The 16778-nt window shown below is 63.9% G+C and carries 18 protein-coding genes; 5 read left to right on the top strand and 13 right to left on the bottom strand.

What is annotated here, in order from left to right; genetic code table 11:
- Window positions 1-246: 246 nt before the first annotated feature.
- From M2331_RS09300 to rpiB, 9 genes are all read right to left on the bottom strand, one after another.
- Window positions 247-1968 carry a M28 family metallopeptidase gene (locus tag M2331_RS09300; protein WP_181560019.1) on the bottom strand — a complete coding sequence of 574 codons (1722 nt, stop codon included), beginning with the start codon at window positions 1966-1968 and terminating at the stop codon, window positions 247-249.
- Window positions 1969-2362: 394 nt separating this feature from the next.
- Window positions 2363-3109, bottom strand: a complete 747-nt coding sequence (locus M2331_RS09295) for a class I SAM-dependent methyltransferase (protein WP_181560018.1) — start codon at window positions 3107-3109, stop codon at window positions 2363-2365.
- Between the two features lie 130 nt (window positions 3110-3239).
- Complete coding sequence (gene rpsD / locus M2331_RS09290) at window positions 3240-3854, bottom strand: 30S ribosomal protein S4 (protein WP_181560017.1); 615 nt, start codon at window positions 3852-3854, stop codon at window positions 3240-3242.
- A gap of 164 nt (window positions 3855-4018) precedes the next feature.
- Entirely contained in the window at window positions 4019-5197 is a 1179-nt protein-coding gene (locus tag M2331_RS09285; RefSeq protein ID WP_181560016.1) for an acyltransferase family protein, read from the bottom strand.
- 151 nt (window positions 5198-5348) lie between these two features.
- Window positions 5349-6500 (bottom strand): TrmJ/YjtD family RNA methyltransferase, encoded by a 1152-nt coding sequence (locus M2331_RS09280; RefSeq protein WP_181560015.1) that lies wholly within the window; start codon window positions 6498-6500, stop codon window positions 5349-5351.
- Window positions 6501-6577: 77 nt separating this feature from the next.
- Window positions 6578-7039 carry a transcriptional regulator NrdR gene (nrdR, locus tag M2331_RS09275; RefSeq protein ID WP_181560014.1) on the bottom strand — a complete coding sequence of 154 codons (462 nt, stop codon included), beginning with the start codon at window positions 7037-7039 and terminating at the stop codon, window positions 6578-6580.
- Window positions 7040-7246, bottom strand: a complete 207-nt coding sequence (locus M2331_RS09270) for a hypothetical protein (protein ID WP_181560013.1) — start codon at window positions 7244-7246, stop codon at window positions 7040-7042. It abuts the gene before it with no gap.
- Between the two features lie 16 nt (window positions 7247-7262).
- Window positions 7263-8582 carry a serine hydroxymethyltransferase gene (gene glyA, locus M2331_RS09265; RefSeq protein ID WP_220128540.1) on the bottom strand — a complete coding sequence of 440 codons (1320 nt, stop codon included), beginning with the start codon at window positions 8580-8582 and terminating at the stop codon, window positions 7263-7265.
- A gap of 53 nt (window positions 8583-8635) precedes the next feature.
- Window positions 8636-9088 (bottom strand): ribose 5-phosphate isomerase B, encoded by a 453-nt coding sequence (gene rpiB, locus M2331_RS09260; protein WP_181560012.1) that lies wholly within the window; start codon window positions 9086-9088, stop codon window positions 8636-8638.
- 124 nt (window positions 9089-9212) lie between these two features.
- Here rpiB and M2331_RS09255 point away from each other — a divergent pair, with 124 nt between their 5' ends.
- Window positions 9213-9416, top strand: a complete 204-nt coding sequence (locus tag M2331_RS09255; protein WP_181560011.1) for a hypothetical protein — start codon at window positions 9213-9215, stop codon at window positions 9414-9416.
- 45 nt (window positions 9417-9461) lie between these two features.
- Here the strand turns inward: M2331_RS09255 and M2331_RS09250 are convergent, their stop codons facing one another.
- Both M2331_RS09250 and M2331_RS09245 read right to left on the bottom strand, forming a co-directional pair.
- Window positions 9462-10148 carry a phytanoyl-CoA dioxygenase family protein gene (locus M2331_RS09250; RefSeq protein ID WP_181560010.1) on the bottom strand — a complete coding sequence of 229 codons (687 nt, stop codon included), beginning with the start codon at window positions 10146-10148 and terminating at the stop codon, window positions 9462-9464.
- 95 nt (window positions 10149-10243) lie between these two features.
- On the bottom strand, window positions 10244-10807 hold the full coding sequence (locus M2331_RS09245) for a helix-turn-helix domain-containing protein (RefSeq protein ID WP_181560009.1): 564 nt from the start codon (window positions 10805-10807) through the stop codon (window positions 10244-10246).
- A gap of 97 nt (window positions 10808-10904) precedes the next feature.
- On the opposite strand from M2331_RS09245, the gene M2331_RS09240 reads away from it, so the two are divergent.
- The 4 genes from M2331_RS09240 (at window position 10905) to purQ (ending at window position 13421) form a co-directional block, all read left to right on the top strand.
- The gene (locus M2331_RS09240) at window positions 10905-11375 is read left to right on the top strand and encodes a DUF6456 domain-containing protein (protein ID WP_181560008.1); all 471 of its coding nucleotides are present in this window, start codon (window positions 10905-10907) and stop codon (window positions 11373-11375) included.
- A gap of 287 nt (window positions 11376-11662) precedes the next feature.
- Entirely contained in the window at window positions 11663-12436 is a 774-nt protein-coding gene (locus M2331_RS09235) for a nucleotidyltransferase domain-containing protein (RefSeq protein WP_181560007.1), read from the top strand.
- 51 nt (window positions 12437-12487) lie between these two features.
- Window positions 12488-12721 (top strand): phosphoribosylformylglycinamidine synthase subunit PurS, encoded by a 234-nt coding sequence (gene purS, locus M2331_RS09230; RefSeq protein ID WP_181560006.1) that lies wholly within the window; start codon window positions 12488-12490, stop codon window positions 12719-12721.
- 25 nt (window positions 12722-12746) lie between these two features.
- Window positions 12747-13421: a phosphoribosylformylglycinamidine synthase subunit PurQ gene (purQ, locus tag M2331_RS09225; RefSeq protein ID WP_181560005.1), complete on the top strand. Its 675-nt coding sequence runs from the start codon at window positions 12747-12749 to the stop codon at window positions 13419-13421.
- A 190-nt stretch (window positions 13422-13611) separates the two neighbouring features.
- On the opposite strand, the gene M2331_RS09220 is transcribed toward purQ, so the two are convergent.
- Complete coding sequence (locus tag M2331_RS09220) at window positions 13612-16419, bottom strand: DUF3857 domain-containing protein (protein WP_264592348.1); 2808 nt, start codon at window positions 16417-16419, stop codon at window positions 13612-13614.
- 80 nt (window positions 16420-16499) lie between these two features.
- The gene (locus M2331_RS09215) at window positions 16500-16676 is read right to left on the bottom strand and encodes a hypothetical protein (protein WP_181560004.1); all 177 of its coding nucleotides are present in this window, start codon (window positions 16674-16676) and stop codon (window positions 16500-16502) included.
- Between the last annotated feature and the right edge of the window lie 102 nt (window positions 16677-16778).

Genomic DNA, 16778 nt, shown 5'->3' with positions numbered 1-16778 from the left:
CGTGATAACGGACAGGCCCGCCTCGAGCGTTCTTTCATGGTCTACCCGGGAAGGGTGAAAGGAACGCGGGTGAACAGTAGCCATGTCGACGGAATTTCCCTCATTTGCGCTTTGGGCTAGCTCTGGCTGCGCTTTCGCGCAACTCATTTTTGCACCGCAACAACTCATCGCTATCTCAGAACAACTGGCCTTAACAAAACGATGATTTAAAGTTTTAACACCAAGGTTCTTAATAACCCGCTCCGTCTACTTTGGCGCATTCGCTCCCCTGCGGCTCCCGTCGCGAATCGTCCGGAATTCTGCGGTTGAGAACCAGTTGGGCCACACGTCGCTCTGCGCCAGTTCGCGGCCGATGCGGTAGTGAAGCTGGAGATCGCTTGCCGCGCCGGCCCAGTTCCAGCGGGGATCATATTCGTCCTGTGGCTTGTGATAGCGGTGGACCGTGTAATCTTCGGCCGCCGCCTGGCCGGCCGTCACACCACCATCCACCAGGTCTTCGCCGCTCTCGGCATACAGCATGGGCACGCCCTGCTTGGCGAAGCTGAAATGGTCCGAGCGGTAGAAGCTGCCTTTTTCCGGCGCCGGCTCGGGCTTGATGACGCGGCCGGCATCCTTGACGGCGCGTTCGAGGAACAGCTCCAGCTCGGATTTGCCGCCGCCGATGACCACCACATCGCGGGTCGGCCCCGCCATGTTCAGCGCATCCATGTTGATGCCACCTACCGTCCGCGCGAGCGGGAAGACGGGGTTCTCGGCATAATAAGCCGAGCCGAGCAGGCCGGCTTCCTCCGCCGTCACGGCGAGGAAGACCAGGGTGCGCGCAGTGGGTCCGGCGTCACGGTGAGCCTTGGCCAGCGCAATCAGCGCGGCCGTGCCCGTCGCGTTATCGACCGCGCCATTGCAGATGTCGTCGCCATCGATCGGTTCGCACCGGCCCAGATGATCCCAGTGCGCGGTGTAGAGCACATAATCGTCAGGCCGGCTGGTGCCGGGGAGAATGCCGATCACGTTGCGGGAGCGTTGGCGGCGGACCGTGTTGTTGATGGTGATGCTGGCCTTGAGGTCACCCAGGGGCACCGCCCGGAAGCCCGAGCGCTTGGCCTCGGCGCTGAGCGCCGCGAAATCCTTGCCGGCCGCCGCGAAGACCCGCTTGGCAGCATCGAGCGTCAGCCAGCCTGCCGCGGCGGACTGGTCCATATGATCGCCCGGCACATCGATGTTGAGCTGCGGTCCGGTCCAGGAGGAGACGACCACGTCCCATGGATAAGCGGCCGGGAATGTCTCGTGAACGATCAGCGCGGCAGCGGCGCCTTGCCGCGCGGCTTCCTCATATTTGTAGGTCCAGCGGCCATAATAGGTCATGGCGCGACCCTCGAAGGGGCCGTCGAGACCTTCCATCTCGTAATCGGGATCGTTGACGAGGATAACCACCGTCTTGCCGCTCACATCTACGCCGGCATAGTCGTTCCAGCCCCGTTCGGGCGCGTTGATGCCGTAGCCGACGAACACCATGTCGCTGGCCGCCACCGTGCTGGTCGGCACCACCCGATAGGTGCCCGCAACCATATCCGTCTTGTAGGCGAGGTTGATGGCGGTTTTGGCTCCCGCGATTCGCAGGATTATGTCTGGCGAGGGCGTCAGTTGGACCAGCGGCACATCCTGCGTCCAGCTCCCTTTGTTGCCGGGCTTGAGACCGGCCTTGCGCATCTGCGAGATGATATAGGGGACGGTCTTTGCCTCGCCATCTGTGCCCGGCGCACGGCCCTCGAATGCGTCCGAGGATAGCGTGCGGGTCACGCTTTTGAGCAGATTGATGTCGATGGGCCGGCTGGGTTGCTGGGCGGGCAAGGTGAAGGCGAACGCGTGCGCGATCGGCACTGGCGCCGAGCTACTCTCCACAGCGCTCTTGGAGCTACATCCCGCTAAGAAAATGAGTGGCAGTGGAATGAAGGCAAAGACTTGGCGCATGACGAAGCTTTCAGAATGTCGTATACATCAATGCCATTGCTGCCTGACGGGTTCAAGCTGTGGTCATCGACTAGATGGGAAAGGTGAGGCTCATGCGGGGCCTCGTAATTTAAGTGGTTATATGGCTGTCCGCCTTGAGCGATCAGGGGTGTCGTGGCCGACGCGTTGGAAAGAAGCGCGGTTGAATTTGTACTCGAAAGCTCGATCACGTGAACGGTCTTCTTGTGAGCTCACACATACTTGGATCATTAAGCAACTTTGCAATACTATGCCATTGCCAATTATTGAGCTTTATTTGATGACGGGCGCGGCCAGCACATTCTATCGGCTCACGGCCTAATATGAGATGCGCAGAATGACCATCTGCACGTTACCTCACTATCAATATTCCGATTTACTGTTCGGGCTTATGCAACACCACGATCGCCGAATGATCCAGTGACGGCGAGAACGTCATGCCGATAAGCCGACGAAGTTTTCGCCAACCGGACCGGGAGAAGAGGCGGGGCTGTTTGCCCTCATAATATATAGATTGCAGATCGTGTAGCATCGGATAAATGCGAGCGTTTCTGAAACCTATCTTTTCCGCTTGTGCGATGATTAGGCTTGGCGGCATATCGCGTTCGTTGACGCCATAAGTTTGCATCGCCTGAATCGAGTGTGGCGTTGTGGAGTGCCCTAGTCCAGGTTCATGAGTGATCATGACTCCGCCCGGCTTCAAAGCCTGGAAGACCTTGGCAATAGCTGCGGCTTCATCTTCAGCATGATGCAAGCAATCGAAGAAGACCGCGCAATCAAACTTGTCCTGAAAGGTGAGACTTTCGTAATCGCTAACAACGAACTGCAGGTGCTCACCCACCCGTTGGTTTGCTTTCGCTTCCTCTGCCAGTTCAATCATGTCGGGAGCCAAATCCTGTCCAACGACATCGTAACCACGCTTTGCAAAAAATATGCTGGTCCAACCCCCGCCGCATCCGAGATCTAAAACCTGCGCTGGCGGCGCGGGCATGAGGCTCATCACCGCGCCGATCGACATTAAGGTCAGGCCGCAATCGCCGTTTGAGAAGGGTTTGTTTAGAGAATGATCGCGCCCAGCCTCGCCAATGTTGCGGAGATAATCGAGCTCGCCTTGCTTAGTCATGGAAGCGACTTAACAACTTTGATTTCGTCGGCAACCTTTGATTGGTCATGCCAATGGGGCTGCCGCAAACAAAAAAAGGCGGCCCGTTGCCGGACCGCCTTTTTTGAAATCTGCCTGAGAGGCCGATCGATCAGCGCGAGTAGAACTCGACGACCAGGTTCGGCTCCATCTTCACCGGATAGGGCACCTCGTCCAGCGTGGGGACGCGGGTGTAGGTGATCTTGGTGGCGCCATCGGGGGCGAGATAGTCGGGGATGTCGCGCTCGGGCAGGCTCTGCGCCTCGAGAACGAGCGCCATTTCCTGCGCCTTCTTGCCGAGCGTGATCTCGTCGCCCGGCTTCACCAGACGCGAGGCGATGTTGCACTTCACGCCGTTCACATAGATGTGGCCGTGCGAGACGATCTGGCGAGCCGAGAAGATCGTCGGCGCGAACTTGGCGCGGTAGACAACCGCGTCCAGACGACGCTCGAGCAGACCGATGAGGTTCTGGCTGGTGTCGCCCTTCATGCGGCTGGCTTCGATGTAGCTCTTCTTGAACTGCTTCTCGGTCACGTCGCCATAATAGCCCTTGAGCTTCTGCTTGGCGCGGAGCTGGATGCCATAGTCGGACATCTTGCCCTTGCGGCGCTGGCCGTGCTGACCGGGGCCATATTCACGCTTGTTGACCGGGCTCTTGGGGCGACCCCAGATGTTCTCGCCCATGCGACGGTCGAGCTTGTACTTGGCGCTTGTGCGCTTCGTCATGATGACTTTCCTTCAATTGCGAACAACGTCTGCCGCGCCCTGAAAGGGTTTGGCGTCGATCCCGGTCTTTCGCCTGACACTCATTTTCAGAGGCAGGGCCGCCGCTGCACCGGGGTGCGGGGCCGATTGCGAAGGCGCGCCTATGGCGGGCGAGGGGCGGAAAGTCAAGGTGCCGTCGCGGCGGCGGTCTTTCGCGCGGGGGCTGTGGACAGGCGCGGAAGCTCCGGCCCCACGCCGTCATACAACAGGCGCAGGGTAGGGGAGGTCTGGACGATGCGCCAGCAGCCCCAACTGAGTGCCATAGTGAGCGCCGTGATCACGCCCGCCTTCACCACCACCGGCATGGCGATGTGCTGGCCGAGGACGACGAGGCCGGCCGTAATCGGCAAATGGACGAGATAGATCACGAAGGCGCCACTCACCAGCGCCTGCACCGCCGGGCTTGGCCTGTCCGCCAGCCGCTTCATGGCAGCAATGAGGGCCTGCGTCATGGTGATCGCCGCAATGTTGCCGATGAACCGCTCGGTCATCGGATGCACGTCTCGCCCGCTCTGGAGGTAGAGCAAGGTAGCGGCGAGGGTGATGAACGCAAGCATGGCGGAGGGCTTGTGCAGTGCTGCGCGAAACTGAGGGGCGCGACAGACCAGCCAGCCGAGCGCGAACCAGGGCGCGAACTGGATCAACTGGTCGATCCGCAGGATTTGCTGGGGCAGGTTGGTGGCGAAACCCCAAGCATAGAAGAGCTCGATGGCCCCGGCCTGCCAGAGACCGATCACCACGCCAAGGCCGATCACGGCCGCTGCCATATGCCGGCCAAGCCAGTCATCGATACGGGCGGGAAGCATAGCCTGCGCCGCGCGCGGCGCGAGATGGCAGAGCAGAGCGGCCGCGCCGCACAGATAAAGCAGCACGATGATGAACCACAAATGCCGCACCCAATATCCGCCGGATTGCAGGCTGTTCTTCTCCAGCGAGCCCAAGGCGCCCCAGAGGCTGAAATTGGAGAGTTCGCAGAATAGATTGAGCAGCGGATTGAGGGTGAGCAAAGCGGCAACGAAGGGCAGGCCGAGGCGGATCAGGCGGTTCTTCATCCACGCGCCGGGCGCGCGGCGCATCAGCAGCAGCGCGGCGAAATAGCCAGCGATCACGAAGAAAGCGGGCATTCTGAACAGGTGGATGATGCCGGCGATCCATGTGAAGATGAGATCACCTTCGCCCGCATTGACGATCCACACGTCATTGGCGCGATAGGCCATGGCGACATGATAGGGAATGCCGAGCAGCATGAGCAGGGCGCGCATGGCGTCCCAATGATGTTCACGACCCGAAACGTCTGTTCTCATTCTTCTTCCTGACGCGCACCAGCCTTGAACAAGAAAGCGCTCGGGCACCAGAGCGGTGGCACGGCTGGCCGCGATGGCAGGGAGGTTCGTCGGTTTTGACCCGCAAGATGGCGGCAATGGGCCGGTCGCTCGGTGTCGGCTTCCCTGATTGTCAGCGGGGACGCGGATTGGCCAGCGCGGAGAGAACGCCGCGCAGGGTGCGCACTTCGAGGCTGTTCCAGCCGGGCTTGGTGAGCACGCCGCGCAGGGTGCGCCGTGTCGCCGGGGCGCGATCGGGCGGGTAGAAATAGCCGGCTTGCTCGAGCATGCCATCGAGCTGGGCGATCATGCCCTCCAGCTCTTCCTGCGGGGCGGGGGGCAGCAGGTCGGTGTGGGTCGGCTGGCTGAGCGCCGCCTGCTTGGACCATTCATAAGCGCACAGGATGACGGCCTGCGCGAGGTTGAGCGAGCCGAACTCCGGGTTGATCGGAACCGTGAGGATAGCCCGGGCAAGCGCCACATCGTCGGTTTCCAGCCCGGAACGCTCCGGGCCAAAGACGATGGCACTGCGCCCCTGCGCAAGGTGGATATCCCGCGCGGCTTCTTCCGGCGTCACGACAGGCTTGGTCACGCCGCGCTTGCGCACGGTGGTGGCATAGACATGCGGACAGTCCGCCACGGCATCGGCCAGCGTCTCGAACACCTGCGCGTTGGCCAGAACCCCGTCCGCGCCCGCGGCTGCGGGGCCGGCCGCCGGATTGGGCCAACCATCGCGCGGCGTGACCAGCCGCATCTCGGTCAGCCCAAAATTGAGCATCGCCCGCGCCGCCTTGCCGATGTTCTCACCGAGTTGAGGGCGGACGAGGACGATGACGGGGCGTGGGGTGTCATGCCCTTGCACTTGCTCACTTTCCTCCGTTCGCCCTGAGCGAAGTCGAAGGGCCGAGCTGAGCGCAGGCGAGGCAGGAGCGCTGACGGAAGGAAATGCGGCTGTTTCTTCCCCGTTCGTCCTGAGTTGCTGCTGAGCCTGTCGAAGCGGCGTATCGAAGGACTTCCGCGCCGCTTCCTTGAGGGCCGCAAAATCTCCCGCGATCAGCGCTTCCTTCTTATTGCGTGACCAGCCCTTGATCTGTTGCGCCGCACTCAATGCTTCCTCGCGCGTTCCGAACGATTCCGACCACGAAAGAGCGACCGGCAAGCGCGTTGCTGTGTAGCCGGGAATTGATCCAGACTCATGCTGGGCAATGCGCAGGTCCAGATTGTCGGTATGGCCGGCATAATAGCTGCCATCGGCGCACTTCAGCAGATAGGTGTAGAAGCTCATGGCAAGGCCCTTCGATACGCCACTTCGACAGGCTCAGTGACTACTCAGGGCGAACGGGGTGAGGCAGACGTGGTGCCTCACTCCCGGCCAACCTCACGGATCGACCCTGCAAAGGACTCAAAATCCTTCGCCTCGGTAAAATCGCGATAGACGCTGGCGAAGCGGATATACGCGACGCTGTCCAGGCCCTTGAGGCCTTCCATCGCCAGTTCGCCGATGCGGGCGGCCGGGACTTCCGTCTCGCCGCTGGTTTCGAGCTGGCGCTGGATGCCGGAGACCAGCCGCTCGATGCGCACCGTGTCGATCGCCCGCTTGCGGCAGGCGATTTCGATGGAGCGCGCGAGCTTGTCCCGGTCGAAGGGCTCGCTGGTGCCGTTCGATTTCGCGACGGCGATGTCGCGCAGTTGGATGCGCTCGAACGTAGTGAAGCGCGCGCCGCAGCCTTCGCACTGGCGGCGGCGGCGGATCGCGGCGCCGTCCTCTGTGGGGCGGCTGTCCTTCACCTGGCTGTCTTCATGGGCGCAATAAGGGCAGCGCATTTAGCGGCGAATCCTCTGCCAGAAGGCGATACCGGCGCCGGTCACAAGACCGAGCGGCAGTGAGACCACCGGCAGGACCAGCCCGGCCACGGCGCCAATGGCCGCACCGGTCAGCACTGGCTTGGTGGAGGGATGGGCAAGCCCCTGCTTGGCCATGCCGGTGGCTTCCGCCTTGGCGCGCTGGGCGAGATCGTCGGGCTTGCTCATCGGTCGCGGTCCTTGCTCAGTAGATCGGGAAGGCGGCGGTGAGGGCCTTCACCTTCTCACGCACATGCGCCTCGATCTGGCCATCGCCTTCATCGCCATTGCGACGCAGCCCCTCGACCACTTCGGCGATCCAGCCGCCGATCTGGCGGAACTCGGCCTCGCGGAAGCCGCGCGTCGTGCCCGCCGGGGTGCCGAGGCGCAGGCCGGAGGTGACGAACGGGCTCGCCGTATCGAACGGTACGCTGTTCTTGTTGCAGGTGATGTAGGCGCGATCCAGCGCCTTCTCGGCCGCCTTGCCGGTCGTGTTGCGCGAGCGCAGGTCGATCAGCATCAGGTGATTGTCTGTGCCGCCCGATACCACCGCTACGCCAGCGTCGGCGAGACTGGCGGCCAGCGCCTTGGCATTGGCGACGATCTGATGGGCATAGGCCTTGAACTCAGGCTGCAGGGCCTCGGCGAAGGCGACGGCCTTGGCGGCGATCACATGCACCAGCGGACCGCCCTGCAGGCCGGGGAAGACGGCCGAGTTGAACTTCTTGGCCAGCGCCTCGTCATTGGTGAGGATGATGCCCGAGCGGGGGCCACGCAGCGACTTGTGCGTGGTCGTCGTCACCACATGGGCGTGCGGGAAGGGCGAGGGATGCGCGCCACCGGCGACGAGGCCGGAAAAGTGCGACATGTCGACCAACAGATAGGCGCCCACTTCATCGGCAATCGCGCGGAAGGCTGCAAAGTCCCACACCCGCGGATAGGCGGTGGCACCCGCGATGATCAGCTTGGGCTTGTGCTCGCGGGCCTTGGCGATCACCTCGTCCATGTCGAGCAGCTGATCTTCCTTGCGCACGCCGTAGGACACGCAGTTGAACCACTTGCCGGACATGTTGACCGGCGAGCCGTGGGTGAGGTGGCCACCCGCCGAAAGGTCGAGGCCCATGAAGGTATCGCCCGGCTGCAGCAGTGCGAGGAACACTGCCTGGTTCATCTGGCTGCCGCTATTGGGCTGCACATTGGCGAAGTCGCAACCGAAGAGCTTCTTGGCGCGCTCGATGGCGAGGTTCTCCACCACGTCGGCCCACTCGCAGCCACCATAATAGCGCTTGCCGGGATAGCCCTCGGCATATTTGTTGGTGAACACGCTGCCGGTCGCTTCCAGCACCGCCTTGCTGACGATGTTCTCGGACGCGATCAGCTCGATCTTGTCCTGCTGGCGCTTGAGCTCGCCCTGAATGGCGGCGAACACCTCCGGATCGGCGTCCGCAAGGCCGGTCGAGAAAAAGCCCTGAGCGCGGATGGCGGGCTGGTTGTCGAGATCGGCAGCGGCTGGCGAGGCATTCATGAGCGGATGTTCCTTGTTATCAGACGTCTGTGTTCAACGGATCGGGCGCGGCATCACGCCGTCGTGGCGAGCGCCGGCGGATTGCCGAGCTTGCCGACGCGACGAGCGTGGCGATCGCCGCCGAATTCGGTGGTGAGGAAAGCGGTGAGGCAGGCCTTGGCCATTTCCGGGCCAATCAGGCGGGCGCCCATCGCGATCACATTCGCATCATTATGCTCGCGCGAGAGCTGGGCGGAGAGCGGCTCGCTCACCAGCGCGCAGCGGCAGGCCGGATCGCGATTGACGGCAATGGAAATGCCGATGCCCGAGCCACACAGCGCCACGCCGCGCTCGGCGCGACCGGCCGCGATCTCGGCGGCCAGCTTGTAGCCATAATCGGGATAGTCGACGCTCTCGCCCGCGGCCGGGCCAAGGTCATTCACATCATGACCCTGCTCGCGCAACCAATTGGCCAACGCGGCCTTGAGGTCGGTTGCGGCATGGTCGGAAGCTATAGCGATACGCATGGCAGAAGGTCCCCGGCCCAACTCTGAATTTGAACGAGTCGGCTTCGCGCCGCTATCTAGTATCCACCGGCCCAGAATGCCACCGTGGATTGCGTGACTTGCCCGCTCGGGCTATCGCGCAGCCATGAGCGGGACCATTCTCTCCATCCTCATGCTCGCCGGCATCGCGCTGGGCGTGGGCGGCATTTACATGATCGGCTGGCGGCACGATGCCAAGCGCGGCTGGCTGATGATCGTCGCGGCGATGGTAATGTTCATGAATGTGACGATCTGGACGATCCCGGTGGCGGAGCCGGGTGCGGCGGGCGTAGCGAACGCCGCGGAGTAAGCGTTGCCTGAAGTCCAAAGCTGACTGGTTGCAGGTCGGCCGGCATTATATGCCTAGCCATTCCAGTCCGCCTTTGAGTTCGTCTGCCGAGTAATCGATCTGTAACACGCGCCGATGTCCCGCGGACTTTTTGGCGGCGGAAGCGTGTAGAATGGGCGTGGCGTAAGCCCAGACATCGCCAGCTTGAGCTAGGCAGGCCCGCACCCCACATTTCTGAACGACGTTATCATACTGGGTTATGGGAAGCCGGCCGGCGCGATGTGAGCCTGGCGCAACCAGAAGTGGCGCATTGTCTTCTGGAACATCATCGATGTGGCAGCGTAGGGTCAGCATCCGTTCAAGGAGGGCGAAGGGCGGCTCAACATGTTGCATCCCGCTTTTCTTGCTCCAAGGGCCATAGCCTTCGACCTCCAATCGGCGTTGCACGCATATTGTCCGATCTTGATGCCACGCGAGCGACCAATTCGTCTCGTTGGTTTTGTCGAACAGGATCGCTCGAACCGGTTGGCAGCGCTCTCCGAGAACCGAAGCGGCCAAAGATCCTACTGGTCCTGTGGATGCCAAAAGAGGCCGGAGGCCCGCTACGTTACGAAGACGCAAGCCGGCTTGCCCTCCGGGAAGCGTGCTCAATATTTCGCAAATTTCTCCAAGGCAATTTGAAGCGGCGCCATGAAAATGCTCGGCGCCGTCTCTTGCGAGTGTGAGGGAAAAGGGCTCCGCAGGTTGCGTCATAAGTTCAGATCATCGCTAAAGCATCAGGCAGCCGAGGCAGATGCGGCATCAACTTTAGTCCCAGACGAGCGCATTGTGGGGTGCCGCGATTAGGATCACAAATCCCTGATCAGCCGCACCGGCAAGCCGATCCAGGCGGGGTCGTTCACCACTTGCTGGCGCATGCCGATGCCGAGCGGGAGGAGGTGGAGCATGGCGCCGTCGCGGCCGATGAGGCGGCCAAAGAGGAAGCGGCCGGCGGGGCGGGGCACCAGCACGTCGCGGTTGAGCGCGTCGGCGAACCGCTCCGGCGGCAGGGGTTCGCACCACAATTCGTCTCCGGCGCGGTAATCGCCAAGCGCGGCGGTCATGCGGATGCCAAGCGCGCCTTTGGGCACGGCGGGCGGCACCAGCGTGAGCGGGCGGCTGGGCGCGCCGGCGCCGTCTGGGCCGACCAGCGCGGCGACGGGAACTTTCTCGCTGGCGGGCAGATCGACCAGATCGCTGGCCTGCACATCCAGCGCGGCGGCGATACGGTTGAGCCATTTCACCGATACGGTTCGCGTGCCTGTTTCGAGGCGACCGATGGTCTGGGCCGTGGTTGGGGGTTCGCAGCGGGCCGCCACTCCCTCCAGCGTGAGGCCCCGCGCCTTGCGGACTTCCCTGATCCTCGTAATCATCGGCTCACCTGATTTGTTAACCTCATCGGTTCGCTATGTCCTACATTTGTCGCCACATGGCAATGGTCTTTGCGACTCGAAACGGGAGACGCAGGGCATGGCTGAACGGCGCGGTAAGACAGTGGAACGAGTGATCGAAGGACCCGATGGGCGGCGCGAGCGCGTGATGGTCAACATGGCAGAATCGCCGACGAGCTGGCTCCATGCCCGTGGGATGCTGAGCCAGCGGCAGTTCGATGCCGCCGAGGCGCTGCGCCGCGATTGGGAACAGGCCGGCATGGGTGCGCGCGTGACGATGAACTGGGATCTGGCGGCTGTACCCGTTCGCGCCGGGCGGGGCGGGGCGCCCGGCCAAGCGCCGACGCTCGCCGGAATGAGCGCGCGCGATCGGCTGAATGGCGCGCTGGCGGCGGCTGGCCCCGGTCTGGTGGATATCCTGTGGCGGGTCGTCTGCGCGTGCGAAAGCCTCGTCGCCGCCGAACGCGCGCTCGGCTGGCCGGCGCGGGCGGGCAAGCTGGTGCTGGGCTTCGCGCTGGATCGGGTGGGGGATTTTTACCGGATTCGGTAGTCCAGCCGCCGCTTCACGGTTTTTGCATAGCGGCCCTCATCCTCGTCATTCCCGCGAACGCGGGAATCCAGCTTCGAGGTCGCCTCGATGCGCGGCCGCTGACCTGGATTCCCGCGTTCGCGGGAATGACGGAGGAAGGGAGAGGGACGCGTTACTTCGGTGGGGTGCCCACCTTGTCCGCGCCCGGGTCCTTCCGATCCGCCCCAGCCCGCCACCACCTCAAACTCGATCCGCTCTGGCTCAGGCGCATTTTCTTCCGCGCGTGGGGCTGATAAGGCGCCGCCATCATGATGACCGATCCCGCGCGCGCGCTGGCCATTGCCAAGTCCATTTTCCTCGAACGCTTTCCCGGAGCCGATTACGCCTTTGTGGCCGGTTCCATCACGCGCGGTGAAGGGCGCGCTTGGTCGGATATCGATCTGGTGGTGGTCTATCGCGCGCTGCCGCTGGCGCATCGGGAATCGGAGACGGTCGACGGCGTGCCGGTCGAAATGTTCGTGCACGATCCCTCCACGCTCGCCTGGTTCATGGAGCAGGATATTGCCAAGGGGCGCCCCTCCTTGCTCTCTATGGTGGCCGAGGGCGAAGTGATCGGGCGGCGGATCGCGCTAGGCAAGGTGCTGCAGGCAAAGGTCGCGGCGCGGCTCGCGGCGGGGCCGAGGCCGCTGAGTGCCGAGGCGCTCGAAGACCTCCGTTACCAGATCACGGACGCCCTGGACGATCTGCGCGGCGAGCGCAGCCGCTCCGAGAAGCTGGCCATCGGCGCGCGACTCCACCCGTTGCTGGCGGAATTGAGCCTGCGCACCCGCGACTGCTGGAACGGCGCCGGCAAATGGCTGCCCCGCCAGTTGGAGGCTGCGCAACCCGGCCTCTCAAGCCGCTACGAGACCGCCTTTGCCGATCTGTTCGGCGCTGGGCGCGTCGACGCCGTGCTGCATCTGGGCGAGGCGGAACTGGCGCGCGTCGGCGGGCGCTGCTTCGACGGGTTTCGGCGCGACGCGCTGCCCGCGCAACGCATCGACACGCGCTCACCTCTTGCGGCGACGAAAGACCGGGTCTAGGGCCGGCGCATCCGATCACCATCACCGATCAACATGACAAGGACAGTCCCGATGAAAGCCCGCGTGTTCGTCACCTTGAAATCCGGCGTGCTCGATCCGCAGGGCAAGGCGATCCAGCACGCGCTGGAAGGGCTGGGCTTTGGCGGCGTCAATGATGTCCGCGCCGGCAAGCTCATCGAGCTCGATCTGGCCGACGGCTCCAGCGAAGACGAGATCGACGCTATGTGCCGCAAGTTGCTCGCCAATACGGTGATCGAGAATTACCGCATCGAGGCGATCGGCTGAGCCGGCGACAGGAAGGACGTTTCCGATGAAAAGCGCTGTCATCGTCTTCCCGGGCTCCAATTGCGACCGCGATCTGGCCGTGGCCTTCGAGGCCGTGAGCGGCGCCAAGCCCGAGATGGTCTGGCATCGCGAGACGGAATTGCCGGAGGGGCTGGACCTCATCGGCGTGCCGGGCGGCTTTTCCTATGGCGACTATCTGCGCTCCGGCGCCATGGCGGCGCGCTCGCCGATCATGCAGGCCGTCGCTCAGGCGGCATCGCGTGGCACCTATGTGCTCGGCATCTGCAACGGTTTTCAGGTGCTGACCGAAGCGGGGCTGCTGCCGGGCGCGCTGATGCGCAATGCCGGCATCCACTTCGTTTGCCGCAGCGTGGCGCTGACCGTGGAGAACAGCCAGAGCGCGTTCACCAGCGGCTATGAGGCCGGCCAGACGATCAATATCCCGGTTGCGCATCATGACGGCAATTATTTTGCCGATGCGCAGACGCTGGATCGGCTGGAAGGCGAGGGCCGCGTCGCGTTCCGCTATGCTGAGGCCGTCAATGGATCGGCGCGGAACATCGCGGGGATCCTCAACGAGGGCGGCAATGTGCTGGGCATGATGCCGCACCCCGAACGCGCGATCGAGAAGACCCATGGCAGTACGGACGGGCGCCGGATGTTTGAGGGATTGACCGAAGGCCTGCTCGCGCGCGCCTGAGGGTTTGCGGGCGCCGGTTTGAAGGACAGGCGGGCTTACCTCCCTTCCTCGTCACTCTGGCCTTGATCCGGGGTCCCGCTGCTTCAATGCAGCCCAAGGTTCAGGCATCCCACCGAGAAAGCTGGACCCCGGATCAGGTCCGGGGTGACGAAGGTGGGATAGGCTGGTGCTCGATGCTCGCCGCTCTGCCTTACGGGGCAATACCGAAGCGTGCATAGTCCGCGTCGATGCGCGGCTTGATGCGGCGGGCGATGGCGAGATCGGTCTGGCCCTCCGCGCCGCGATCCAAGCGGGCGAGGACGACGCCGCGCATGAAGCGGCTTTCGGCGAGATTGGGGACGGAATTCAGCACGGCATTGAGATCGCGGAGCGCATCCTCATACCGGCCGAGACGGTAGGAGACGACCGCGCGGCTATCCAGAATGCCATAGGGGCTGTTGCTCAGCTCCAGCGCCGATGTGCAATCTTTCGCGGCGGTTTCGATCTCAACCTGCCGCGTCCCCTTGATCCAGCAGCGCATGTTGAGGAGTGACGGCGTGCCCGGCCGGTCTTCCAGCAGCGTGTCGACAAGCGCGAGCGCCGTGGCCGGGTCGCCATAAGTGCCGATGATGTCGGCCTTGCCCTCCTGGAAGGTCCGGCGGGATTCGCCGCCCAGCGCAATGCGTTGATCCAGCAGGGCGACGGCCCCGTCCAGATCGCCGCTTTCGGCGCGCAGGTTGGCGACCCTGAACACCGCACCCACGGATGCGGGGTCGAGTGCGCGGCCCGCTTCGGCATCCGCCAGCGCTGCCTTCAGGTCGCCCATTTCCTTGTGGATCTGGCTGCGCATCAGATAGAGGTCGATGTCCGGCTCGATCGTGATGGCCTTGCCGAGATCGGCTAGGGCGCCCTTGCGATCATTGATGGCGCGGAGGAATGTCGCCCGGTCGCGATAGGGCGCGGCCTTGTCGGCGTTGGCGGCAATGGCCTTGGCGTAGACGGCTTGCGCAGCGGCAATCTGCGTCGCGCCGGCGGGGTCCTTGCCGGTGATGTCCCACGAGCGCAGGGCATTGGCCGGGGCGATCAGGCGCGGTGCCTGCGATTGCGCGGTGGCGAGACGGTCCTTCTCGGCGCCGATCTCGCTGGCCGGGATCTCGATGCCGGTGGAATCGACATTTTCATCGATGGTCAGCACGTCTTTCTCAAGGCTGAGCGCGCGCTTGAAATCATAGCCGGCGATGCGGGCGGCCAGCGCAGGCTCGCCCTCAACGCTGAAGCCCGCGCCCTGCTGGGGCAGGCGGATGGTCGTGCGAACATGGCGGCCCTCGGGCGCCGGCGTCGCGACCGGGATTGTGGACCAGGCCGCACGTGCGCGATCCGGCGCGAAGCTGATCGACGAGATGCTCTTGTCGACCGCGCGGCGCATGGTCTTGTCCGTCCACGTCCACTCTGAATCGGTGACGCCGCGTGCCTTGATCGTCACGATCCCGGCCTGATCGTCTCCGGTGAGGCTGATGTCCGCAAACTGGGATTCGCCGACCACGCTGGAGAGGAACTCGCCAAGCACCTCCTGCTGCTTCTCGCTGTCCAGCTGGGTGCGCACGACGTTGAGCTGCATGGCGGCGAGGCCGCGCAACACCAGCGTGAGATCGAACACGCTTGGCAGATCGATGCTGGCGGTCTCATCCATGGTCATCGTCAGGTCGAAGGCGGGGCGGCCGGCATTGCGCGGCTCGATCAGCAGGAGATCGGCGCCGTCCGGGCGTAGCGGCAGCACATAGCGGAAGGGAGGCGTATCGTGGATATCCTCGATCCGCGAGCCAATGCCGGTGCCGTCCAGCCACAGGGATTCGCCATCGATCTGCGCGCGCACGAGAATGTGGTTGAAGGCGGCCGGGCTGGCGAGGCGCTTTACGACGGCGTCGCCGAGCTGGGCATGGGCGAGCACGGGCTCTGCCGTGATGCCCATTTCGCGCAGCATGGCGAGCAGCATCAGTGTCTTGGCCTTGCAGTCGCCATAACGCAAAGCCCAGCTCTGCTCCGGCGTTTGCGGGACATAATTGCCGCCATCCATGGAGACCGCCAGATAGCGGATCTGGTCCTGAACGAGCCGCAGGGCGCGCTGGGCGCGGCCGAGCGGCGTACGCTCGGCAGCCATGATCGCCTGAACCTCCTGCAGCAGGGCGCTGCCTGGCTTGAGTAGGCCCTGCGTCGCGAACAGCGGGGACATTGTCTTGGAGACGTCGGCCCAGTCCTTGAACGTGGAGATCTCGAGCAAAGGCAGCGGCTGAAAACGGATGGGCGCATCGGAGGGAATCTCCGTCTGGCGCGGGCCGGGCAGAGCAAAGCTCAGCTCGGTGAAGCGCGCCCCGCGCACCGGCTTGGCCTCGATGCCGGTGATGCCGACCTTCCATTTGACCGGGCTGTCATTGTCCCACAGGGTGCGGAGGCGACCCTGACCGAGCGTCACGGGCGCGGTAATCAACGGCGTCAGCGCCTGGACGTGGCCCGCAAGCGCGGCGTCCTTGCCGGTGGTGGAGGCGCGCAGGCGCAGGATGTCGCCCACGCGCAGGCCTTCGACGGCCATGGTCGCGGTCAGCAGCCCGGTGAGTTCGCGCCGCTCCAGCGCCTGCTCGCGCCGGATGACCGTGAACGTGCGGCCACCGGCCAGCAGATCGATGCTCTGACCATCGCGCACGATTGCCAGCTCGTGGATGATGAGATCGCCCTTGTCCGGCAGCCAGGGCAGGGTGAGGTTGGCGAGCTGGTTGAGCTGTTCGGCCGAGGTGATGCGCTGCGCGGTGTCCGAATAGGTCCACAGGCTGCCGTCTGCGATGCGCTGCTGGCGGTCGAAGATCAGGATGGCGGGGCCGCTCGCCGCGAGTGCGGACGGCGCGGGAAGCTGCGCGGGAATGACCCAGTCGGGCGAGGGCTGATATAACGGCGTCTCCCCCGCACGCGCCACCGCAGAGAGGGCGAGGCCACAGAGCAGGGCCGAAGCAAAAATACGCCGTTTCAATCGTCTCTCCTCATCGCGCAGGCCATGAGGCGTTAGCTGATCGCGACGAATGGCTCAATCGACCCTGTCGATGCTGCGCATTATTCTTCGGGCTGGCTCGGCGATCCTTCCCGCTGCAGGCGGCGGGCCGTGCGCTCATGCAATATGGCGGCCTCGCGCAAGCGGCGGGCGACGTCTGCATCGCCACAGTTGTCGGCCTTCAAGCGCGCCACCCGGGCGAGTTGCTGATAGTAAATGGCATCACGCCGGGTTTCCATGTCCTGCGGAATAGCACGACATGGCCCCGCGCGAAGCCGTTTTGCGACAGCTTGTCTTGCAACGGGACAAGGAGGGCAGTTGAGGAGGCCCGGAACTTTTCG

Source organism: Sphingobium sp. B10D7B (assembly GCF_025961955.1).
In the GTDB taxonomy this organism is placed as follows: Bacteria; Pseudomonadota; Alphaproteobacteria; order Sphingomonadales; family Sphingomonadaceae; genus Sphingobium.
This window is presented reverse-complemented; position numbering and strand designations above follow the sequence as displayed.

Excerpts from the sequence above, each read along its gene's own strand:
- purQ (WP_181560005.1), top strand. The coding sequence starts at position 12,747 with ATGAAAAGCGCTGTCATCGTCTTCCCGGGCTCCAATTGCGACCGCGAT.
- M2331_RS09270 (WP_181560013.1), bottom strand. The coding sequence starts at position 7,246 with ATGAGCAAGCCCGACGATCTCGCCCAGCGCGCCAAGGCGGAAGCCACC.
- M2331_RS09250 (WP_181560010.1), bottom strand. The coding sequence starts at position 10,148 with ATGACGCAACCTGCGGAGCCCTTTTCCCTCACACTCGCAAGAGACGGC.
- M2331_RS09235 (WP_181560007.1), top strand. The coding sequence starts at position 11,663 with ATGATGACCGATCCCGCGCGCGCGCTGGCCATTGCCAAGTCCATTTTC.
- glyA (WP_220128540.1), bottom strand. The coding sequence starts at position 8,582 with ATGAATGCCTCGCCAGCCGCTGCCGATCTCGACAACCAGCCCGCCATC.
- M2331_RS09245 (WP_181560009.1), bottom strand. The coding sequence starts at position 10,807 with ATGATTACGAGGATCAGGGAAGTCCGCAAGGCGCGGGGCCTCACGCTG.
- M2331_RS09240 (WP_181560008.1), top strand. The coding sequence starts at position 10,905 with ATGGCTGAACGGCGCGGTAAGACAGTGGAACGAGTGATCGAAGGACCC.
- M2331_RS09255 (WP_181560011.1), top strand. The coding sequence starts at position 9,213 with ATGAGCGGGACCATTCTCTCCATCCTCATGCTCGCCGGCATCGCGCTG.
- nrdR (WP_181560014.1), bottom strand. The coding sequence starts at position 7,039 with ATGCGCTGCCCTTATTGCGCCCATGAAGACAGCCAGGTGAAGGACAGC.
- M2331_RS09215 (WP_181560004.1), bottom strand. The coding sequence starts at position 16,676 with ATGGAAACCCGGCGTGATGCCATTTACTATCAGCAACTCGCCCGGGTG.
- rpsD (WP_181560017.1), bottom strand. The coding sequence starts at position 3,854 with ATGACGAAGCGCACAAGCGCCAAGTACAAGCTCGACCGTCGCATGGGC.
- M2331_RS09285 (WP_181560016.1), bottom strand. The coding sequence starts at position 5,197 with ATGAGAACAGACGTTTCGGGTCGTGAACATCATTGGGACGCCATGCGC.
- rpiB (WP_181560012.1), bottom strand. The coding sequence starts at position 9,088 with ATGCGTATCGCTATAGCTTCCGACCATGCCGCAACCGACCTCAAGGCC.
- M2331_RS09295 (WP_181560018.1), bottom strand. The coding sequence starts at position 3,109 with ATGACTAAGCAAGGCGAGCTCGATTATCTCCGCAACATTGGCGAGGCT.
- M2331_RS09280 (WP_181560015.1), bottom strand. The coding sequence starts at position 6,500 with ATGAGCTTCTACACCTATCTGCTGAAGTGCGCCGATGGCAGCTATTAT.
- purS (WP_181560006.1), top strand. The coding sequence starts at position 12,488 with ATGAAAGCCCGCGTGTTCGTCACCTTGAAATCCGGCGTGCTCGATCCG.
- M2331_RS09300 (WP_181560019.1), bottom strand. The coding sequence starts at position 1,968 with ATGCGCCAAGTCTTTGCCTTCATTCCACTGCCACTCATTTTCTTAGCG.